The organism is Candidatus Pantoea carbekii (assembly GCF_000971765.1).
Lineage (GTDB): Bacteria > Pseudomonadota > Gammaproteobacteria > Enterobacterales > Enterobacteriaceae > Pantoea_A > Pantoea_A carbekii.
Genome location: NZ_CP010907.1, coordinates 144,933 through 164,149 on the forward strand (window position 1 = coordinate 144,933; position 19,217 = coordinate 164,149).

Here is a 19,217-nt window from a genome sequence, read left to right on the forward strand (position 1 = left end):
TTATATGCCAAGTAAATTTCTAACAATGTGACTGTCTGAATGATACAAATATTCTTTTCCAAAAATTTGATAATTTTCGTGACCTTTTCCAGCAATCAAAATAATATCATTTGTTTTAGCTTGCATCACAATTTTGCTAATAGCTTGTGTACGGTTTTGCAAAACATGAACATTATTTAAGTTATTGAATCCCAAAAGAATATCGTTAATAATAGACATTGATTTCTCATGACGAGGATTATCATCAGTAATGATTACAGTATCAGAAAATTTTTCTGCAATAGCGCCCATTAATGGTCGTTTGCCTTTATCGCGATCACCACCGCAACCAAATATGCACCATAGTTGACCTCTACAATGTAGACGAGCTGTTATTAATGCTCTTTTTAATGCGTCTGGTGTATGGGCATAATCGATAATTACTAAAGGTCTGTCTTTGACAACAAATGTTTGCATACGTCCACATATTGGCTGAAGTCGAGACGCATAGGCGATTAAAGAATTTAATGGATAATTGAGAACTAATAATGTTGTTAGCGCTAACAGTAAATTACTAGCATTACATGCTCCTATTAATCTGCTATTAAGTTCACCGTTGCCCCAGCTAGAGCGAAAAGCAATACGTGTAAAGTCGTGATAATAATTTATAGAAGTAGCTTTAACCCATTGATTATAAAAATTTTTTTTAAAATTATTTTCTAATGTAACAGCCACTGCATCTGGTAGTTTCTTCAACCAACGACGGCCTACTTCATCATCTGCATTGATAATAATTTTATCGACTTGATGTTTAGAAAATAATAGCCATTTTGCTAATTCATAGGCTTGCATATTACCGTGATAATCGAGATGATCGCGGCTCAAATTTGTAAATATCGCAACATTAAATCGTAGATCAGAAACACGATACTGTATTAAAGCATGTGAAGACACTTCCATTACTGCTAAAGTTGCATTTTTTCTTATTAGATTATGTAGAAAATGCTGTATATCTACAGCAGAGTCTGTGGTGTTTTTTGTTAACGTTAATTGTCCATAAAGACCATTGCCCATAGTACCCATAATTGCGCTATTTTCACCTAACATATTAGCCCATTGTGCAACTAGATGTGTAATTGTAGTTTTACCATTAGTACCGGTTACACCAATTAATTTCAATTTATTCGAAGGTTGTTGATAAAAACGTCCAGCAAGCTTAGAAAGATTCTCGGATAGATGGTTTAAATAAATAATAGGGACACCATTTCTTTGTAAAATGTTTCCATTTTTTCTTTTATCTTCTGCTTCAGCAATTACTGCTACTGCACCTCTATCAATGGCTTGGGAAATAAAAAAACGCCCATCAGTATTATGACCTTTTACAGCAATAAATAAGTCGCCCGAATGAATAGCACGACTATCCAATGTTATATGACGAATTGGACAAGCTAATAAGCCTCGGATGATCCAAGGACTAAGTAAATTAGATAAATTACGATTCGTCACTTCATCCCTCATCAATGATTGTTAGGTGAATCGTTATTGAATAATGCATCAGGTAAAATATTCATTGTACGTAATACATTACCCATAATAGTACTAAATATTGGTGCAGCAACTGCACCACCATAATACTGACCGGCTTTTGGATCATTGATTACTACTACCATGGCTAAACGAGGATGACTAGCTGGCACTACGCCTGCAGTATAGGCGATATATTTGTTAATATAATGGCCATTAGGTCCTTGTTTTTTTACAGTTCCTGTTTTAATCGCAATGCGATAACCTTTGATAGCAGCTTTTTCACCAACTCCACCAGGTAAGGCTACACTTTCCATCATGTGAATTACTTTTTTAACTAAATTTTTTGGAAAGACACGTTTTCCGATTATCGGTGTATTAATTTTAATAATTGATAAAGGATGATTAATACCGTAACTACCAATAGTTGCATAAACTCGTGCTAATTGTAATGGTGTCACCATTAATCCATAACCAAAAGAAAATGTAACTCTTTCTATATCTGACCGCTGTTGTCTTGTAGGATACAAGCCTTTGCTTTCTCCAACTAATCCTAAATTAGTTGGTTCGCCAAGACCAAATTGCTTATAACTGTGTAATAATGCTGAAGAAGGCATCGCTAATGCTAAATGTGACACTCCAACATTACTTGATTTTTGTAAAATTCCCGTCAATGTTAATTCACGATAGCAAACTACATCTTTAATTTCATAGCCATGAATACGATAAGGAAAAGTATTTAATACACTGTTTTCTTTTACTACTCCTTTTTGTAAAGCGGTCATAATTACCATTGGTTTGACGGTAGAGCCTGGTTCAAACATATCAGTAATAGCGCGGTTACGGATAATTTCTTGAGAAGTATTACCAAGATGATTCGGGTTATAAGTTGGGCTATTTGCCATTGCAAGTACTTCGCCGGTATTGATATCTATTAATACTACTGTCCCTGATTCAGCTTTATTAAAGTACACAGCATTACTTAATTCTCGATAAACGATTTCTTGCAGGTGTGCGTCAATACTTAACATTAAATCATGAATAGTGCTACTATTTTTGGAAGAAATATTTTCAATCACATGACCATAGAGATCTTTGCGCACAATCCGTTTTCCTGATTTTCCTGTCAAAACATTATTAAAACTTTTCTCAATTCCTTCAATACCTTGACCATCAATATTCGTAAAACCAATTAAGTGTGAAATAGCATGTCCAGTCGGGTAATAACGGCGTGATTCTTTACGTAAAAAAAGATATGGTAACTTCAAGTTTTTTATGTATTCGCTAATTGATAAACTAACTTGACGTGTTAAATATAAAAAGCGCCGTTTTGGATTAGCATTAATTTTTTTAATTAAATCTTCTAATGGAATAGATAATACTTTTGAAAGCGCTTTCCAATGACTATTGGATAATATATCTCCTAAATGTTCTTTAAGCTTTTTTGGATCAATCCAAATTGCATTTACTGGTACACTAACCGCTAATGGACGACCTATACGATCTTTAATAATTCCGCGTTCGTTAAGTGTTGGCTGTATTCGTAGTGAACGCAAATCTCCCTCTTGTATTAATTTATTATCATTAATTATTTGCAACCAAGTTACGCGTGCTAGTAAACTAATAAATGCCAATAAAATGCAACTATATATTAATACAAAACGTTCTTTTAAAAAAATAAATTCATTTTTTTGTTTTTTTAATTTTAACGTTTTGCTTATATTATTTATCAAAATCTGTAATTCCTAATTTTTAATATTTCTTTTTAAAATAACATGTTCTTCAAAAGGGCTGATATTTTTCATATGTAGCTTATCAATTGCTATACGCTCAATTCGGTTTTGATCTCCAAGATAATTTTCTTCTAGAATGAGATTTCGCCATTCAATATCTAATGCATTAGTTTCTGATATTAATTGTTCATGTTTTGAAATCATAAGTCGTGTTTTATGTGTAATATTTATTACAAGTACTGATGATATTAAAATTGCAACTAATAAAACGGCAAGTATTTTGTTAATTTGTAAGAGATCATGACTGATAATACATGGTAAATTATAATATCCATTTATGTTCATAAGGCTATCTTCTCAGCAATGCGCAGTACTGAACTACGTGAACGTGGATTTTTTGCAACTTCCAGTACACTTGGAGTAAGTTTTCCAAGATTTTTAAATTTTTGATTGCTAAAAACTTTTAATTCTGTTTCTGTCATAGGAATACTAGATGGCAACTGTATTCCTTGACTTTGATCTCGTATAAAATGTTTTACTAAACGATCTTCCAGTGAATGAAAGCTAATAACTGATAGACGACCACCTAACGCTAATACAAAAAATGTTGCTTTAAGTGCGGAATGAATTTCTTGCAGTTCATTGTTAATCCAGATGCGAATAGCCTGAAAACTTCGTGTTGCTGGATGTTTAGACTGCTTTCTTACTGGTATGACTGAAGCAATTAATTGAGCTAATTCTTTAGTATGACTTATTGTTTTTTTGCGATTTTGTTCTACAATAGCATGAGCAATACGTTTAGCAAAACGTTCTTCACCATAACTTTTAAGTATAAAAGCAAGTTGTTTTTTTGTAGTCTTAGCAAGCCATTCTGCTGCAGGTTGTCCTTTAGTAGGATCCATGCGCATATCTAATGGCCCATCATTTTTAAATGAGAAACCACGTTTGGCATCATCTAATTGAGGGGAAGAAACGCCCAGATCTAATAAAATACCGTCAATTTTGCCAATTAGACCACGTTCTTCAACATAATGGAATAAAGCTGAAAATGATCCATGTACAACGAAAAAACGTGAGTCTTGTATTTTAGAAGCATGGATTATTGCTTCCGGGTCACGATCAATAGCTATTAATCGTCCCTTTGAATTTAATTTTGACAGAATCAATCTAGAGTGACCTCCTCTTCCAAATGTACAATCAATATAAATACCTTCTCTTTTGATATTCAGACTATCAATGGCTTCATGGAGCAATACTGTAGAATGTTCGAAATGATTATTCATAATAGCTAATTTACATTTTATGATTTATTTGAAAAATTAGATGGTTGTTTTTAATGAAAATTAATATTAATAGTTTTGAAAAATTTTTATTTTTATAAATTTAATTTATTTAATTAAAGTTTAAATTGGATTTGTATTATTTACTTATTTTTTTTTATAAAATATATTTTGATTATAAAAAAATTACTTCTAATCGAAATTTAAAAAATTCATTAAGTAGAAAAAAATTGATATGATTATTTAAGATGCTAAGTCTGTATGTTATGTAGAGCAGCATGCTATGTAAAGGTAAAGTGTAAGTAATATTTTATGTCTTGTTAAGACAATACAAAATTTAATATTAAAATCTTAAATTTCATGACATAATTTAGAATTTTATTTTTATTTAATGAAAACAATATTATAAAAATTTATTGATATTTATAATGCAAATTATATTATTAAAGTAATTTAATATTTAAAAATTTAGAATGATTTCTTAAAACATAAATAGTTTTAAGACAAGAGAATATAAACTGGAATCAAGTTTATGAATTTTTTTCAAATATGTTGTTTTTTTGATTGAAAAATAGCAGTAACTTCCTATGAGTTAAAGTATAGTTACAAAGTAGTTTTTAAAAAGTGGATATTATAATTATTTTTTAAAAGGTATTCTATGAAAAATATGAAATATTATTCAATCGCTTCGAGAAATACCAATAATACCTGAACGGACTATTTCTAAAATATTGGCTGTCTCACGTATTACATTAAGAAAAGCATCTAACTTTTCACTAGTACCCGCTAGTTCTACTATATATAGTATGGATGTTACATGAACAATGTGGCCACGAAAAATTTCCGTATTACGTTTGATTTCTTCACGATTATGGCCTGTGGCATGAATTTTTGCTAGCATAATTTCGCGCTCTACATGTCCAATTTTTCCCAACTCACTAACCCGGAGTACGTCTATTAATTTATGCAATTGTTTTTCAATTTGTTCAAGTGCTTTTTGATCACCAATTGTTTGGATTGTTATATGCGATAAAGTTGGATCTTGAGTAGGTGCTACAGTCAAGCTTTCTATATTATAACCACGTTGTGAGAAAAGTCCTACAACTCGAGATAGTGCACCTGATTCGTTTTCGAGAAGAACTGATAAAATACGACGCATAATTACGTTCTCTCCGTTTTATTTAACCACATTTCATTCATTGCTCCTCCTTGAATTTGCATTGGGTAAACGTGTTCGTTACTATCAATAGCAATATCAACAAATACTAAATGCCCTTGAGAAAGATTACTCATGGCTAGGATTAACTTTTTTTCTAATTCGTTAGGATGTTGAATTGCAATGCCTATATGACCATAAGCTTCCGCTAAACGTACAAAGTCTGGCAATGAGTCCATGTAAGAATGTGAATGTCGACCAGAATACACCATATCCTGCCATTGTTTTACCATACCAAGAAAACGGTTATTAAGGTTTAATATTAGTATTGATATATCATATTGCAATGCAGTTGATAATTCTTGAATATTCATTTGAATACTGCCATCGCCGGTTATACAAATGACCGTTTCTTTAGGTAATGCTATTTTAGCACCTAAAGCTGCTGGTAGACCAAAGCCCATAGTGCCAAGGCCTCCTGAATTAATCCAACGTCGAGGTTTATCAAATGGGTAATAAAGTGCTGCAAACATTTGATGTTGACCAACATCGGATGTTACGTATGCATTACCTTTAGTTAAACTCCAAATTTTTTCAATGACAGCTTGTGGTTTAATGTTATCACTACTACGATCAAACTCTAAACATTTGCGACTACGCCATTTTTCGATACTTTGCCACCAGTGATATAAATTGTCTGGTTTTTGTTGATTTGTAGTATGTTGTATTAATAGCTTTAGAATTTGTATTAAAGTTTGTTTAGCATCACCGACAATGGGAATATGAGCATTAACAGTTTTAGAGATTGAAGTTGGATCAATGTCGATATGCATTATCGTTGCATTTGGACAGTATTTCTTTAGATTGTTGGTTGTGCGGTCATCGAAACGCACTCCTATCCCACAAATTAGGTCTGCATGATGCATTACCATATTTGCTTCATAAGTACCATGCATGCCTAACATGCCGATAAATTGATGATGCGTTCCAGGAAATACGCCTAATCCCATTAATGAAGTAGTCACAGGAAAGTTAAGTTTTTCTGCTAGTTGTAACAACTCTATTTCACAACCTGAAGTAACAGCTCCGCCCCCAGCATAAATTACAGGTTTTTTAGCTGCTATTAGTGTTTGTACTGCACGTTTAATTTGACCTTTATGTCCATGAAATATAGGATTATAAGAGCGCATATTTACGTTATTTGGCCAGATATAGGGAAATTTATTTTCTGTCGTAAGTATGTCTTTAGGTAGATCAATAACAACTGGTCCAGGGCGTCCACTTGCTGCAAGCCAAAAAGCTTTTTTTAAAATAACAGGAATTTCTGCAGTATTTTTTACTAGAAAGCTATGTTTAACTATTGGCCTAGAAATACCCACCATATCGCATTCTTGAAAAGCATCATAGCCAATTAATAATGAAGGTACTTGACCTGATAGAATGACTATAGGAATAGAATCCATGTATGCTGTTGCAATGCCAGTAATTGCATTTGTTGCACCTGGACCAGATGTTACTAATACTACTCCTACTGTACCGGTGGCGCGTGCTAGACCATCGGCCATGTGTACTGCGCTTTGTTCATGACGAACAAGTATGTGGTCAATACCACCTATTGTTTGAAGTGCGTCATAAATATCTAACACAGCTCCACCTGGATAACCGAAAATTTGTTTAATACCCTGATCAATTAACGAATAAACGACCATTTCGGCTCCTGATAATAACTTTTCCATTTTTTATTAACTCCAGGTTCGGAAAATTTGATCAATAAAATCAAATATTTTCCGATAATTTTAATAATCGCTGTACAATTCGCTAATTTAATTGAAATTTTATAATTGGTGTGAGAGATTTGTTTCTATTTGTATTATATGTAGCAGATTCATATAAATTAATTGTTTTATAAAAATATTATAACGATATAATAATTAGCCTGTAAATATCATTTGTGTATATTCTGCTTATTATTTTTTTATTTCATGGTGTATTGATGGGGGAGTTGTTGTCTTTTATAAAAGCATTAATCTAATATGCGATTTTATTTAAGATAAAATATTGTTTTTTTGTTATTTCAGTAATATATAAAATTTAATTTTTAGAAGCTAATAACTTAATACATTATGTTATTATATAATATTATTTAATGAGTTAATTGTTTAATGATTCAATAAATTTTTATCTGTTTACAATATTAAAAGTATTATATACCTAATTAATTGTTAATTATGAATGGTATAAATGTAAAAACCCGTGTTTCAACACGGGTTTTTACATTTGCAAAATTAAATAACTTGAATCCATACAGATACAAGGAACATTAATGATAATGAATCAACAAGTTATTATTTTTGATACCACCTTGCGTGATGGTGAACAAGCGCTACAAGCTAGTCTAAGTGTAAAAGAAAAATTGCAAATCGCTTTAGCGTTAGAACGTATGGGTGTAGACGTAATGGAAGTAGGTTTTCCAATTTCCTCTCCTGGAGATTTCGAGTCAGTAAAAACTATTGCACGTATTATTAAAAATAGCTCAGTATGTGCATTAGCGCGCTGTATAGAAAAGGATATTGATGTTGCTTATAGCGCATTGAAATTTAACAAAAAATTCCGAATTCATCTTTTTATTGCTACCTCCCCAATACACATTACCAGCAAGTTACGTTGTACATTATCAGAGGCCATTGAACGTTCAGTTCATATGATTAAGTACGCTTTAAAATATACAGAAGATGTACAATTTTCATGTGAAGATAGTGGCCGTACTCCAATTGATAATTTGTGCCGTATGGTGGAATCAGCTATTAAAGCTGGTGCTAATACTATTAATATTCCAGATACAGTAGGTTATACGTTGCCAGACGAATATGCTGAAATTATTAGACAGTTAATAAACCGTGTTTCAAACATTGACAAGGCTATTCTATCTGTTCATACGCATGATGATTTGGGGATAGCAACCGGTAATACTATTGCGGCTCTAATGGCCGGTGCAAGACAAATTGAAGGAACAATGAATGGGTTGGGTGAACGTGCAGGTAATTGTGCACTAGAAGAAGTAATTATGGCGATTAAAACGCGCAATAGTATGATGAAGCTAAATACAAATATTAATTTTCAAGAAATCTATCGTACAAGCAAAATTGTTAGCCAAATTTGTAATATGCCAATTCCTGCCAATAAAGCAATTGTTGGTTCTAATGCATTTTTACATTCTTCGGGAATTCATCAAGACGGTATTTTAAAAAACCGTGAAACCTATGAAATTCTAAGGCCTGAATCTATTGGCTTACATACGTTACAATTAAATTTAACATCGCGTTCAGGACGTGCTGCTGTAAAACATCGTATGGAAGAAATGGGTTATCAAGAACCCGACTACGATCTAGATACATTATATGATGCTTTTTTAAGACTAGCAGATAAAAAAGGTCAAGTATTTGATTATGATCTCGAAGCCCTAGCTTTTATTAATCAACAAACAGAAGCTCCAGAATATTTTCAATTATATGAATTTAATCTTCATACAGGTTCTAACATGATAGCAACTGCTTCTATCCAATTATGTTGTGGTGATAAAATCCAAACTACCGTCAGTACTGGCAACGGTCCTGTAGATGCTATTTATCAAGCTATTAATCGTATAAGTGGTTTCGAGACTGAATTAGTGAATTATAAACTAACAGCAAAAGGACACGGTAAAGATGCATTAGGTCAGGTTGATATAGTAATTAATCATAATAATCGTAAATTTCATGGTGTTGGTCTAGCAACTGATATTGTAGAATCTTCTGCTAAAGCTATGGTAAATGCTTTAAACAATATTTGGCGTTCTAAACAAGTAGAAAAAGAATTGCAGCGTAAATTCAAAGATAAGTAAGGAATAATATAACTGATGACTAAATCTTTTCATATCGCAATATTACCAGGTGATGGAATTGGTCCAGAAGTGATGTTTCAAGCTATAAAAGTTCTCGAAAAAATTTGTATGCTTTTTAAAATAAACATCTCAACCAGCGAGTATGATGTTGGTGGTATAGCTATTGATCGTCATGGTCAAGCCTTACCATTGCATTGTATTAATGGATGCAATCAAGCAGATGCTATTTTATTTGGATCAGTAGGAGGTGCTAAATGGAAATATCTACCACAGCAAAAACAACCAGAATATGGAGCACTTCTCCTTTTACGCAAGCACTTTAAATTATTTAGCAATCTACGACCTGTAGTGCTTTATAAAGGATTAGAAAAATTTTGTCCATTACGCAGCGACATCGCTGCACGAGGTTTTGATATCCTTGTTGTGCGTGAACTAACAGGTGGTATTTATTTTGGAAAACCAAAAGGCCGTACAGGTAATGGATCAGAAGAATGCGCATTTGATACTGAAATTTACCACCGTTTTGAAATTGAACGTATTGCACGTATTGCTTTTGAATACGCACGTAATAGACAGAATAAAGTAACATCAATTGATAAAGCTAACGTGCTTCAAACATCAATTTTGTGGAGAGAAATTGTAAATGAAGTTGCAAAAGATTACTTAGATGTAGAATTGAGGCATATGTATATAGATAATGCTGCTATGCAACTGATTACTAATCCATCTCAATTTGATGTGATCTTATGTTCTAACCTATTTGGTGATATTCTTTCTGATGAATGTGCAGCGATTAGTGGGTCTATAGGTATGTTGCCGTCAGCTAGTTTAAATCAAGAGGGTTTTGGTCTTTATGAGCCAGCAGGAGGTTCTGCACCAGATATTGCTGGTGAAAACATTGCTAATCCAATAGCACAAATCCTTTCTCTATCGCTGTTACTTCGTTATAGCTTAAAGGCTTATAAAGCTGCTAATAGTATTGAATCTGCTGTAAAACACGCATTAAAATTAGGCTATCGTACTCATGATTTAGCGGGGCATGGTACAGCGGTGAGTACAAATGAAATGGGTAATATTATCGCGCACTATATTACCAAGGAAGAATAAAAAATTATGAAAAGTTTATATCAAAAGTTATTTGATGCGCATATTGTTCATGAACAACCTAACGAAATGCCCTTGCTATATATTGATCGTCATCTTATTCACGAAGTCACATCACCACAAGCTTTTGATGGATTACGTAAAAATAAACGCAAAGTGCGTCAACCGTCTAAGACGTTTGCTACAATGGATCATAATGTTTCCACTAAAACTAAAAATATTCATGCATCCGGTGAAATGGCACAGCTTCAGATGCACAAACTAATAAAAAATTGTGCTGAATTTAATATTCCATTATACGATCTTAACCACCCATGTCAAGGTATTGTACATGTAATTGGTCCTGAACAAGGTATTACATTACCTGGCATGACCATTGTATGCGGTGATTCACACACTTCTACCCATGGTGCTTTCGGTGCTCTCGCGTTTGGTATAGGAACTTCGGAAGTTGAACATGTACTCGCTACACAGACTTTAAAACAAAGTCGAGCTAAAACAATGAAAATCGAAGTTTCTGGTAATACTGTCTTGGGGATTAGCGCTAAAGATATAATATTAGCTATTATTGGTGAAATTGGTAATGCTTCCGGTACTGGGTATGTAGTAGAATTTACTGGTAAAGTAATCGAAAAATTAAGCATGGAAGGTCGTATGACATTGTGTAATATGGCTATTGAAATGGGAGCTAAATCTGGTTTAATTGCACCGGACAATACAACTTTTAATTATTTGAAAAATAGACAATTTTCACCACAAGGTAAGCAATGGGATATAGCCATTAATTATTGGCGAACACTAAAGTCTGATCAAAATGCAAAATTTGATAGAGTAATAACTGTAAATGCTGATCACATTGCACCGCAAGTTACTTGGGGAACTAATCCAAGTCAGGTTATCGCTATTGATCAAGTTATTCCAAATTTTGCATCATTTTCCAACATAGTTGATCGATCATCCGCACAGCAAGCACTAAATTATATGGGTTTAAAGCCAGGTATCAAATTAACAGATGTGGCTATTGATAAAGTTTTTATTGGTTCGTGTACTAATTCTCGCATTGAAGACTTGCGAGCAGCAGCAGATATTGCTAAGGGTCGTAAAATTGCACCTAACGTATTATCTGCTATTGTAGTACCAGGTTCTAATCCAGTAAAAATTCAGGCAGAAGCAGAAGGCTTAGATAAGATTTTTTTAAATGCTGGATTTGAGTGGCGTCTACCAGGTTGCTCTATGTGTATAGCAATGAATAGTGATTTTCTTAATCCTGGTGAACGTTGTGCCTCAACTAGCAACCGAAATTTCGAAGGTCGTCAAGGACGAGGGAGTCGCACCCATCTCGTAAGTCCAGCAATGGCTGCTGCTGCAGCAGTAACCGGTCGTTTTAAAGACATTCGTGAAATGATTTAATGAGTATTGAAATGATTTTAAAAAAATTTGTTCGGCATACCGGTATCGTTGTTCCTCTCAATATAGCAAACGTCGATACGGATACTATTATTCCAAAACAGTTTTTACAAAAAATTACCCGAGTAGGTTTTGGTGCGCATTTATTCCATAATTGGCGGTTTGATGATGAAGCAGGTACCGTACCAACTGCTAGTTTTGTATTAAACAAACCAGAATATAAAGGTGCTAGTATTTTACTAGCACGCGAAAACTTTGGCTGTGGATCGTCGCGTGAACATGCATTATGGGCGTTAACTGATTTCGGTTTTCATGCAATTATTGCGCCAAGTTTTGCTGATATTTTCTATGAAAATAGTTTTAATAATCAACTGTTACCTATAAAGTTAACTGATAACGAAATTGACACAATGTTCCAACTAGTTTTTGCACGACATTGCATTAGTTTTACAATTGATCTTCAAAACCAAAATGTTATAGCTGGAAATAATATTTATAATTTTAAAATAGATGTTTTTCAGCGTTATTGTATGATTAACGGATTTGACAAAATTGCTTTGACATTGCAATACGATATGGACATAACTCGTTATGAGATTAATCAACTGCAGTTTTTACGTTAATTTAGAACTATACTTATTAAAAAGTACAAATATATTACGTGTATTTAAGAAATGTCTTTCATATATCATTATTTTTAATGACATATAGAGTTTACATAATACTACAGTAAAAATTGTAAATCATAGTCTGTGATTCTATTAAAAAATTATTAAATTAATTTAGTAGAAAAGATTATGATGATTCTAAATAATCTGAATGCGTTATTATGAATTCTGGCTTAGTAAACGTAGATTTTTCGATGGTTTATGTTTTTAAATTAAAAAAATAATTTTTCTTAATAAAAATATAAAAATTAATTGAAACGTTTGATAATATGAAATACCTATAAATTCTGATCTATTGATAGAATTTATAGGTATTAAACTTAATCAATGTTTGAAATATACTACTCGAATTTTAAATTCAAGAAACATATATATCAATCTAATAAAAGATTTCCAAGTAAGTATTATGTAATTCATATAAATTTAGTTAATAATAGATACTTATTTTCTACTTTTATTCTTTATTAGATAGATATTTGGATAATTAATCTGATGTTGCTATTACAATGGGATATTGTATATAAAAAAAGAACAAGTTTTAAGATCGATTATTAGTATGTATTGAATGAATAATGTACTTAGTAGTTTTATGTAATAACTTAACTTAAGTAATGAGTGGATTTTCAGGAAAGTTGAAAATTTTTTTTAAATATATGATTTTTTTTTAAAATAAAATAAAGTTTTCTGTTTAAATACTCTTTACTAAATAGATAAGTCGTGATTAGACTCTAAACAATGCTGTTTAAAAATAAACTGAAGAATTAACATAATAATTCGTTCTGAATTGTGATGACTTCTTCAATCTTCTAATTTTATAGATAATAAATATCCATAGAAAGGAATGTATATTTTTAATACTTAAAACTAAATTGAGCTTTTGATTTTAAAATATAATTTTAATTATTAAGCAATTATCGAAGTCACAAATGAAAAAAAATAGATTTATCTTACTAATTATTGCAATTAATATAATATTATATAGTCAGTGTGCCACTTCGGAAAATCTTATATCACATTCTGTGCTAGAAATGCTACAAGATAATTTTCCTCTTTTAAAACATGATATGAATAAGTTACCAGTTACGATTAATTCTGATTCTGTTAAAGGAAAATATCCTAACATTTTGTTTTTTAATGGAAACGTCGATATAAAACAAGGAAAACGTCATTTTCATGCTGACGAAGTACAATTAAATCAACACCAGAACAATAAAAACATTACATTAGATCGCACCATGAGAGCGTTAGGCAATGTTTATTATGATGATGAGCAAATTTTTCTACAGGGTGAAAAAGCCTGGGGGGATCTAAACAATAAAGATATTAATGTATTTAACGTTAAGTATCAAATGGTTGGCAAAGCGCTACATGGTATTGCTGATGAAATACAATTACGTGATTATAATCGCTATATTATACTAAAAAAAGGTAGTTTTACATCATGCTTTGCAGGTTTTAATAGTTGGAATATGACTGGTTCTGAAATTATTCAAGATAATCAAGAAGAAATAACTAAGATATGGAATGCATATTTTAAATTAGGTAATGTCCCAATATTTTACAGTCCCTATTTTCAGTTACCTACTGGTAATCGTAGATTATCTGGATTTCTACTTCCGACAGCTAAATTTAGTAAAAACAATGGACTACAATTGATCACACCTTACTATTGGAATATTAGACCAGAAGTAGATGTTACTATGACACCATATTACTATAGTAAACGTGGTTTACTGCTACAAAATGAATTGCGTTATCTAACGCAGACAGGTACAAGTTTAGTAAATTTACACTATTTGCTATTAAACAAACAATATGATAGCAATACACAACTATTTAATACTGCGCCAATAAAAAATAAAAAATTTAATCGTTGGTTGTACTATTTTAATCATGTTGGTGTTTTTAAGAAACATTGGTTTTTTAATGCTAATTACGCTAAAGTGAGTGATGAGCATTATTTCAGTGATTTTGAATTAGATGATCATTATTCAACTAAAGGCTACTTGCCAAAAAAATTTAGTATCAAATATGCAAATACTAACTGGGATATTACATTCTCTAGTCAAGATTATCAAAAGTTGCCATCGTATCACAATCATGATAGTACAGCGTATCGTGCTATATCACAGTTTGATCTAAATTTTTATCCAAGTAATGTTAGAATATTTAACGGCTGTTTTTATGCGCAAGTAGTCCGCTTGGTTAATACTAACAATTATATGCCTGAAGCAATACGTTTTCATGTCGAACCAACATTGAATATTCCATTCTCTAGGAGTTGGGCAAGTGTAAATACAGAAGCAAAATTATTGGTAACTCATTATGAACAGTACTGTATTGACCACTATAAAAACCAGGATTCAATTATTAAAAATATTTCCTTGAAACGCTCTGTAAACCGGGTGATACCAAAATTTAAAATCGATGGTCGATTGATATTTGATCGAAAATATAATCTTAATATGCCGTGGAAAAAAAATATTATTCAAGTAATAGAACCACATATTCAATATGCTTATATTCCATACCAAGATCAAAATAATATTTATCCATATGATTCGACGTTATTTCAAGCGAATTATTCTAATCCATTTCATGAATATAATTATAGTGGATTAGATCGTATTTCTGCAGCTAATAAAATAACAAGCAGCGTAACTACACATCTTTATAATAATAATTTAGATGAATTTTTCAATTTCTCTTTAGGTCAAATTTACCATTTTACGCCACATAATAATCAAATAACCCAAATCAATGATCATACGAATACTCTCTGGATGGGTAATGCTTATTGGAAAATAAATAATCGTTGGCATTTACGCAGTGGCTTTCAATATAACATGTCTCTTAACAAAGTATTTCAGGGAAATACTTCACTAGAATACCATTATACTAATCATAGTATGCTACAACTAAATTATCGTTACAGTAGTCCAGAATATATTGAAAGTTTATTCAACAATATAGAACTAATGAATCATTTAGTTTATAAAAAAGGAATTTCACAGATAGGTACAATAGCAAGCTGGCCAATTGCTAACACTTGGTTTTTAGTAGGAAGCTATTATTATGATAATCTAAATAATAAATCACTTGAACAAATGCTAGGGGTGCAATATAGATCATGCTGTTATTCTGTTCGTTTTGGTTACGAACGTAAAATTAATGGTTTAAAAAATAATAACAGTCAATATGATCAAAAAATCTCGCTCAACATTGAGTTACGTGGTATAGGTTCTGATTCTGACAAATTCAATATAAGAAATATGTTACAACAATGCGCTATACCTTATCAACATATTTTATAAATACAATATGTAATGGCCCCGTCATAAAAAATAATGGATAACAATTATGAAGAATTGGAGGATATTAATTTTCAGTATAATGATAACCGCTAATGCTGCGTTTGCAGTGCCGCACGTAATTGATAAAATTGTTGCAGTAGTAAATAATGAAGTATTGTTAAAAAGTGAAGTTGATAGCATTTTTAATAATATGGTATCAAAGGCAAATGACATTGGTTATAAGTTGCCTAATGATAAAATATTGCGTCATCAGATTCTTGAACATCAGATCATGGACAATATTATTTTACAGTTGGGTAAAACAATCGGCATACAAGTTAACGATAAACAGTTAGAGCAAGTTATTGCTTTACAAAATCACATCACTCATAATCAATTACGTAAACTTCTAGCATCTGAAGGAATAAGCTATACTACTTACCGTAAGCAGTTGCGTAAAGAAATATTAATTACAGCGATACGTAATAATGAAGTCCGTCGTCATATCGTAATTTTACCCGAAGAAGTAGATACTATATCCAAACAAATTAGTTTGCAAAATATTCAGCATCTACAGATAAATATTAGTCAAATTCTTTTGCCTCTGCCGGAAAACGCAATAGCTAAACAAGTAAATGATCAGGAGAAATTAGCAAAGGAGTTAATTAAAAAAATAAAAAAAGGCATTGATTTTAATACGTTAGCTATATCGTATTCGATAGCCCCAGAAGCATTACAAGATGGCAGCATGGGCTGGAATACAATTGAAGAACTTCCAACGATTTTTGAACAAGCATTGCGTACTGCAAAAAAGGGCGATATTATAGGGCCAATTCATTCCGGAGTTGGTTTTCATATATTAAAAGTTAACGGGTTGCGTGATGAAACTAAAAGCATTTCTGCAACTCAAGTGCATCTGCGTCATATCTTTTTAAAACCTTCACTTTTTTTGAGTGAAGATCAGGCTGTTGCTAAATTAAATCAAATATTTGATCGTATTAAAAATGGTAAAACTACTTTCATAATGGCAGCTAATCAATTTTCTAACGATTCTAATTCTGCTAAAAAAGGAGGAGATCTTGGTTGGTCTACGTTAGAAATTTATGATCCAATATTTAGTAACGCAATCCTCCAATTGAACAAAGGTCAAATTAGTAAACCGTTACATTCTTCTTTTGGATATCATTTAATTCAATTAATAGATATTCGCAAAGTTAATAAAACCCATGAAACACAAAAAGAACGTGCTTATCGTCTTCTATTCAATAGAAAATTTTTAGAACAAGAACAAGTTTGGATGCAAAAACAACGAGGCATGGCTTATGTGAAAATTATGGATACTTATGATTACTAATTATCGAGTTGTTATTACTTCTGGCGAACCGAGCGGCATCGGTCCTGATTTGATAATTCAGCTTGCCCAATCTAATTGGCCTGTTGAGCTAGTAGTATGCGCTGATGGCGAATTATTGCAATATCGTGCCACTCAATTGGGATTACCACTAACTTTACTTAAATATCAATCCACATTGGAACCAAAACCGCAAAAAAGTGGTTCATTAACTTTGCTACAAATTGATACAATCAAACCAGTTATTGCAGGTCTTTTAGAAAAAGATAACAGTCACTACGTCATTAACACTCTACTACGTGCATGTAATGGTTGCTTAAATGGTGAATTTGCTGCTATAGTTACCGGTCCTGTACATAAAGGTGTAATTAATGATGCTGGTATATTATTTACAGGTCATACTGAATTCTTTGCCAATTATACTGGTAGTAGTCGAGTAGTTATGATGCTTGCAACGAAAGAAATTCGAGTGGCGTTAGCCACAACTCATTTACCTTTAAAGAAAGTACCTGCCGCTATTACTTACGATACTTTATATGAAGTAATTAATATTTTACATGATGATTTGAAAAAAAAATTTTCTTTTCCGAATCCGTGCATATTAGTATGTGGACTTAATCCACATGCAGGTGAAAATGGTTACATTGGTCGCGAAGAAATAGATATTATTATTCCAGTGTTAAATGAATTACGCAGCCTTCATGGCATGCAATTAGTGGGACCTCTACCAGCTGACACAATTTTCTTACCGAAGTATTTACAGCGTGCCGATGCAATTTTAGCAATGTATCATGATCAGGCATTACCAGTATTAAAATTTCAGGGATTTGGACGTGCTGTAAATATTACTCTTGGGTTGCCTTTTATCCGCACTTCTGTTGATCATGGCACTGCATTAGAATTAGCTGGACTTGGTTTTGCAGATCCGGGAAGTTTGATTACAGCACTAAAACTTGCTATTAGTATGATTAACAATAATGTTTATTAATAATCGCACCAATAGAAAACATTATGCTCGTAAGCGTTTTGGTCAACATTTTTTAAAAGATCAGAATATTATTAATAATATTGTTGCTAGTATTTGTCCTAAAAAAGGGGATGTATTAGTTGAAATTGGACCAGGTTTAGGTGCTTTAACCGATCCTATAAGTAGATATTTAGATATATTGACCGTTATTGAACTAGATCGTGACCTTGCCTACCGATTAAAAAACCATCCGTTTCTTGGACCTAAATTGACTGTTTACCAACAAGATGCAATGAATTTTGATTTTTCAGAATTAGCAAAAAAACAAAACAAAAAATTGCGTGTATTTGGCAATTTACCATATAATATTTCTACACCGTTAATTTTTCATCTATTCAAATATATTGAATGGATTAAAGATATGCACTTTATGTTACAAAAAGAAATAGTCGATCGTTTAGTTGCGTTACCAGGTAGTAAGCATTACGGTCGTCTTAGTGTAATCACACAATATTACTGTCAAATCATACGTATATTGGAAGTTCCATCATGTGCATTCATGCCCATACCAAAGGTAGATTCTGTGCTAGTTTGTCAGCTTCCTTTTACTCAACCTCCACATCGAGTGAATAATGTAGATTTATTAAAGTATATTACTATGATTGCCTTTATGCAACGCCGTAAAACTATACGTAATAGTTTAGGTGATATCTTTTCTGAAAAGAGTCTTAAAGAACTAAATATTGACGCTTCATTACGTGCAGAAAATATTACGTTAGAACAATATTGCAATATGGCAAATTGGTTATCTGAATATAAAATTGATATAACTATATAGTTGTATAGAATATGTTATTCTACTCTGATGTTAATAA

14 protein-coding genes are annotated in these 19,217 nt (G+C 32.0%); 8 read left to right on the top strand and 6 right to left on the bottom strand.

Annotation, left to right across the window (positions count from 1 at the left end; all coding sequences use genetic code 11):
• From murE to ilvI, 6 genes are all read right to left on the bottom strand, one after another.
• Window positions 1–1,485, bottom strand: coding sequence for a UDP-N-acetylmuramoyl-L-alanyl-D-glutamate--2,6-diaminopimelate ligase (gene murE, locus BMSBPS_RS00525; RefSeq protein WP_046201061.1), 1,485 nt, complete (start codon window positions 1,483–1,485; stop codon window positions 1–3).
• Window positions 1,486–1,496: 11 nt separating this feature from the next.
• A complete protein-coding gene (ftsI, locus tag BMSBPS_RS00530) occupies window positions 1,497–3,233 on the bottom strand; it encodes a peptidoglycan glycosyltransferase FtsI (protein ID WP_044170099.1) in 1,737 nt (578 codons plus the stop codon).
• A gap of 15 nt (window positions 3,234–3,248) precedes the next feature.
• The gene (gene ftsL / locus BMSBPS_RS00535) at window positions 3,249–3,581 is read right to left on the bottom strand and encodes a cell division protein FtsL (RefSeq protein WP_022564472.1); all 333 of its coding nucleotides are present in this window, start codon (window positions 3,579–3,581) and stop codon (window positions 3,249–3,251) included.
• Window positions 3,578–4,519 carry a 16S rRNA (cytosine(1402)-N(4))-methyltransferase RsmH gene (gene rsmH, locus BMSBPS_RS00540; protein ID WP_022564473.1) on the bottom strand — a complete coding sequence of 314 codons (942 nt, stop codon included), beginning with the start codon at window positions 4,517–4,519 and terminating at the stop codon, window positions 3,578–3,580. The genes ftsL and rsmH overlap by 4 nt, the downstream gene beginning before the upstream one ends.
• Before the next feature lie 676 nt (window positions 4,520–5,195).
• Window positions 5,196–5,675, bottom strand: coding sequence for an acetolactate synthase small subunit (gene ilvN / locus BMSBPS_RS00545; protein ID WP_046201062.1), 480 nt, complete (start codon window positions 5,673–5,675; stop codon window positions 5,196–5,198).
• 2 nt (window positions 5,676–5,677) lie between these two features.
• On the bottom strand, window positions 5,678–7,408 hold the full coding sequence (gene ilvI / locus BMSBPS_RS00550) for an acetolactate synthase 3 large subunit (RefSeq protein ID WP_022564475.1): 1,731 nt from the start codon (window positions 7,406–7,408) through the stop codon (window positions 5,678–5,680).
• A 593-nt stretch (window positions 7,409–8,001) separates the two neighbouring features.
• On the opposite strand from ilvI, the gene leuA reads away from it, so the two are divergent.
• From leuA to rsmA, 8 genes are all read left to right on the top strand, one after another.
• Window positions 8,002–9,552 carry a 2-isopropylmalate synthase gene (gene leuA, locus BMSBPS_RS00555; protein WP_046201206.1) on the top strand — a complete coding sequence of 517 codons (1,551 nt, stop codon included), beginning with the start codon at window positions 8,002–8,004 and terminating at the stop codon, window positions 9,550–9,552.
• A gap of 15 nt (window positions 9,553–9,567) precedes the next feature.
• Window positions 9,568–10,659 carry a 3-isopropylmalate dehydrogenase gene (gene leuB, locus BMSBPS_RS00560; protein WP_022564477.1) on the top strand — a complete coding sequence of 364 codons (1,092 nt, stop codon included), beginning with the start codon at window positions 9,568–9,570 and terminating at the stop codon, window positions 10,657–10,659.
• Between the two features lie 3 nt (window positions 10,660–10,662).
• Window positions 10,663–12,066, top strand: coding sequence for a 3-isopropylmalate dehydratase large subunit (leuC, locus tag BMSBPS_RS00565; protein ID WP_046201063.1), 1,404 nt, complete (start codon window positions 10,663–10,665; stop codon window positions 12,064–12,066).
• An 11-nt stretch (window positions 12,067–12,077) separates the two neighbouring features.
• Window positions 12,078–12,686 carry a 3-isopropylmalate dehydratase small subunit gene (gene leuD, locus BMSBPS_RS00570; RefSeq protein ID WP_022564479.1) on the top strand — a complete coding sequence of 203 codons (609 nt, stop codon included), beginning with the start codon at window positions 12,078–12,080 and terminating at the stop codon, window positions 12,684–12,686.
• Window positions 12,687–13,657: 971 nt separating this feature from the next.
• On the top strand, window positions 13,658–16,045 hold the full coding sequence (gene lptD / locus BMSBPS_RS00575; RefSeq protein WP_046201064.1) for an LPS assembly protein LptD: 2,388 nt from the start codon (window positions 13,658–13,660) through the stop codon (window positions 16,043–16,045).
• Between the two features lie 46 nt (window positions 16,046–16,091).
• Complete coding sequence (gene surA, locus BMSBPS_RS00580) at window positions 16,092–17,378, top strand: peptidylprolyl isomerase SurA (RefSeq protein WP_046201065.1); 1,287 nt, start codon at window positions 16,092–16,094, stop codon at window positions 17,376–17,378.
• Window positions 17,368–18,363: a 4-hydroxythreonine-4-phosphate dehydrogenase PdxA gene (gene pdxA, locus BMSBPS_RS00585; protein WP_046201066.1), complete on the top strand. Its 996-nt coding sequence runs from the start codon at window positions 17,368–17,370 to the stop codon at window positions 18,361–18,363. Before surA ends, pdxA begins: the two co-directional genes overlap by 11 nt.
• Complete coding sequence (rsmA, locus tag BMSBPS_RS00590) at window positions 18,359–19,180, top strand: 16S rRNA (adenine(1518)-N(6)/adenine(1519)-N(6))-dimethyltransferase RsmA (protein WP_044170102.1); 822 nt, start codon at window positions 18,359–18,361, stop codon at window positions 19,178–19,180. The genes pdxA and rsmA overlap by 5 nt, the downstream gene beginning before the upstream one ends.
• Window positions 19,181–19,217: the final 37 nt, after the last annotated feature.

What these genes read in the sequence shown, in the direction of transcription:
- ftsL (WP_022564472.1), bottom strand. Translation starts at nt 3,581, where the DNA reads ATGAACATAAATGGATATTATAATTTACCATGTATTATCAGTCATGAT.
- rsmH (WP_022564473.1), bottom strand. Translation starts at nt 4,519, where the DNA reads ATGAATAATCATTTCGAACATTCTACAGTATTGCTCCATGAAGCCATT.
- ilvN (WP_046201062.1), bottom strand. Translation starts at nt 5,675, where the DNA reads ATGCGTCGTATTTTATCAGTTCTTCTCGAAAACGAATCAGGTGCACTA.
- ilvI (WP_022564475.1), bottom strand. Translation starts at nt 7,408, where the DNA reads ATGGAAAAGTTATTATCAGGAGCCGAAATGGTCGTTTATTCGTTAATT.
- leuA (WP_046201206.1), top strand. Translation starts at nt 8,002, where the DNA reads ATGAATCAACAAGTTATTATTTTTGATACCACCTTGCGTGATGGTGAA.
- leuB (WP_022564477.1), top strand. Translation starts at nt 9,568, where the DNA reads ATGACTAAATCTTTTCATATCGCAATATTACCAGGTGATGGAATTGGT.
- leuD (WP_022564479.1), top strand. Translation starts at nt 12,078, where the DNA reads ATGATTTTAAAAAAATTTGTTCGGCATACCGGTATCGTTGTTCCTCTC.
- lptD (WP_046201064.1), top strand. Translation starts at nt 13,658, where the DNA reads ATGAAAAAAAATAGATTTATCTTACTAATTATTGCAATTAATATAATA.
- surA (WP_046201065.1), top strand. Translation starts at nt 16,092, where the DNA reads ATGAAGAATTGGAGGATATTAATTTTCAGTATAATGATAACCGCTAAT.
- pdxA (WP_046201066.1), top strand. Translation starts at nt 17,368, where the DNA reads ATGATTACTAATTATCGAGTTGTTATTACTTCTGGCGAACCGAGCGGC.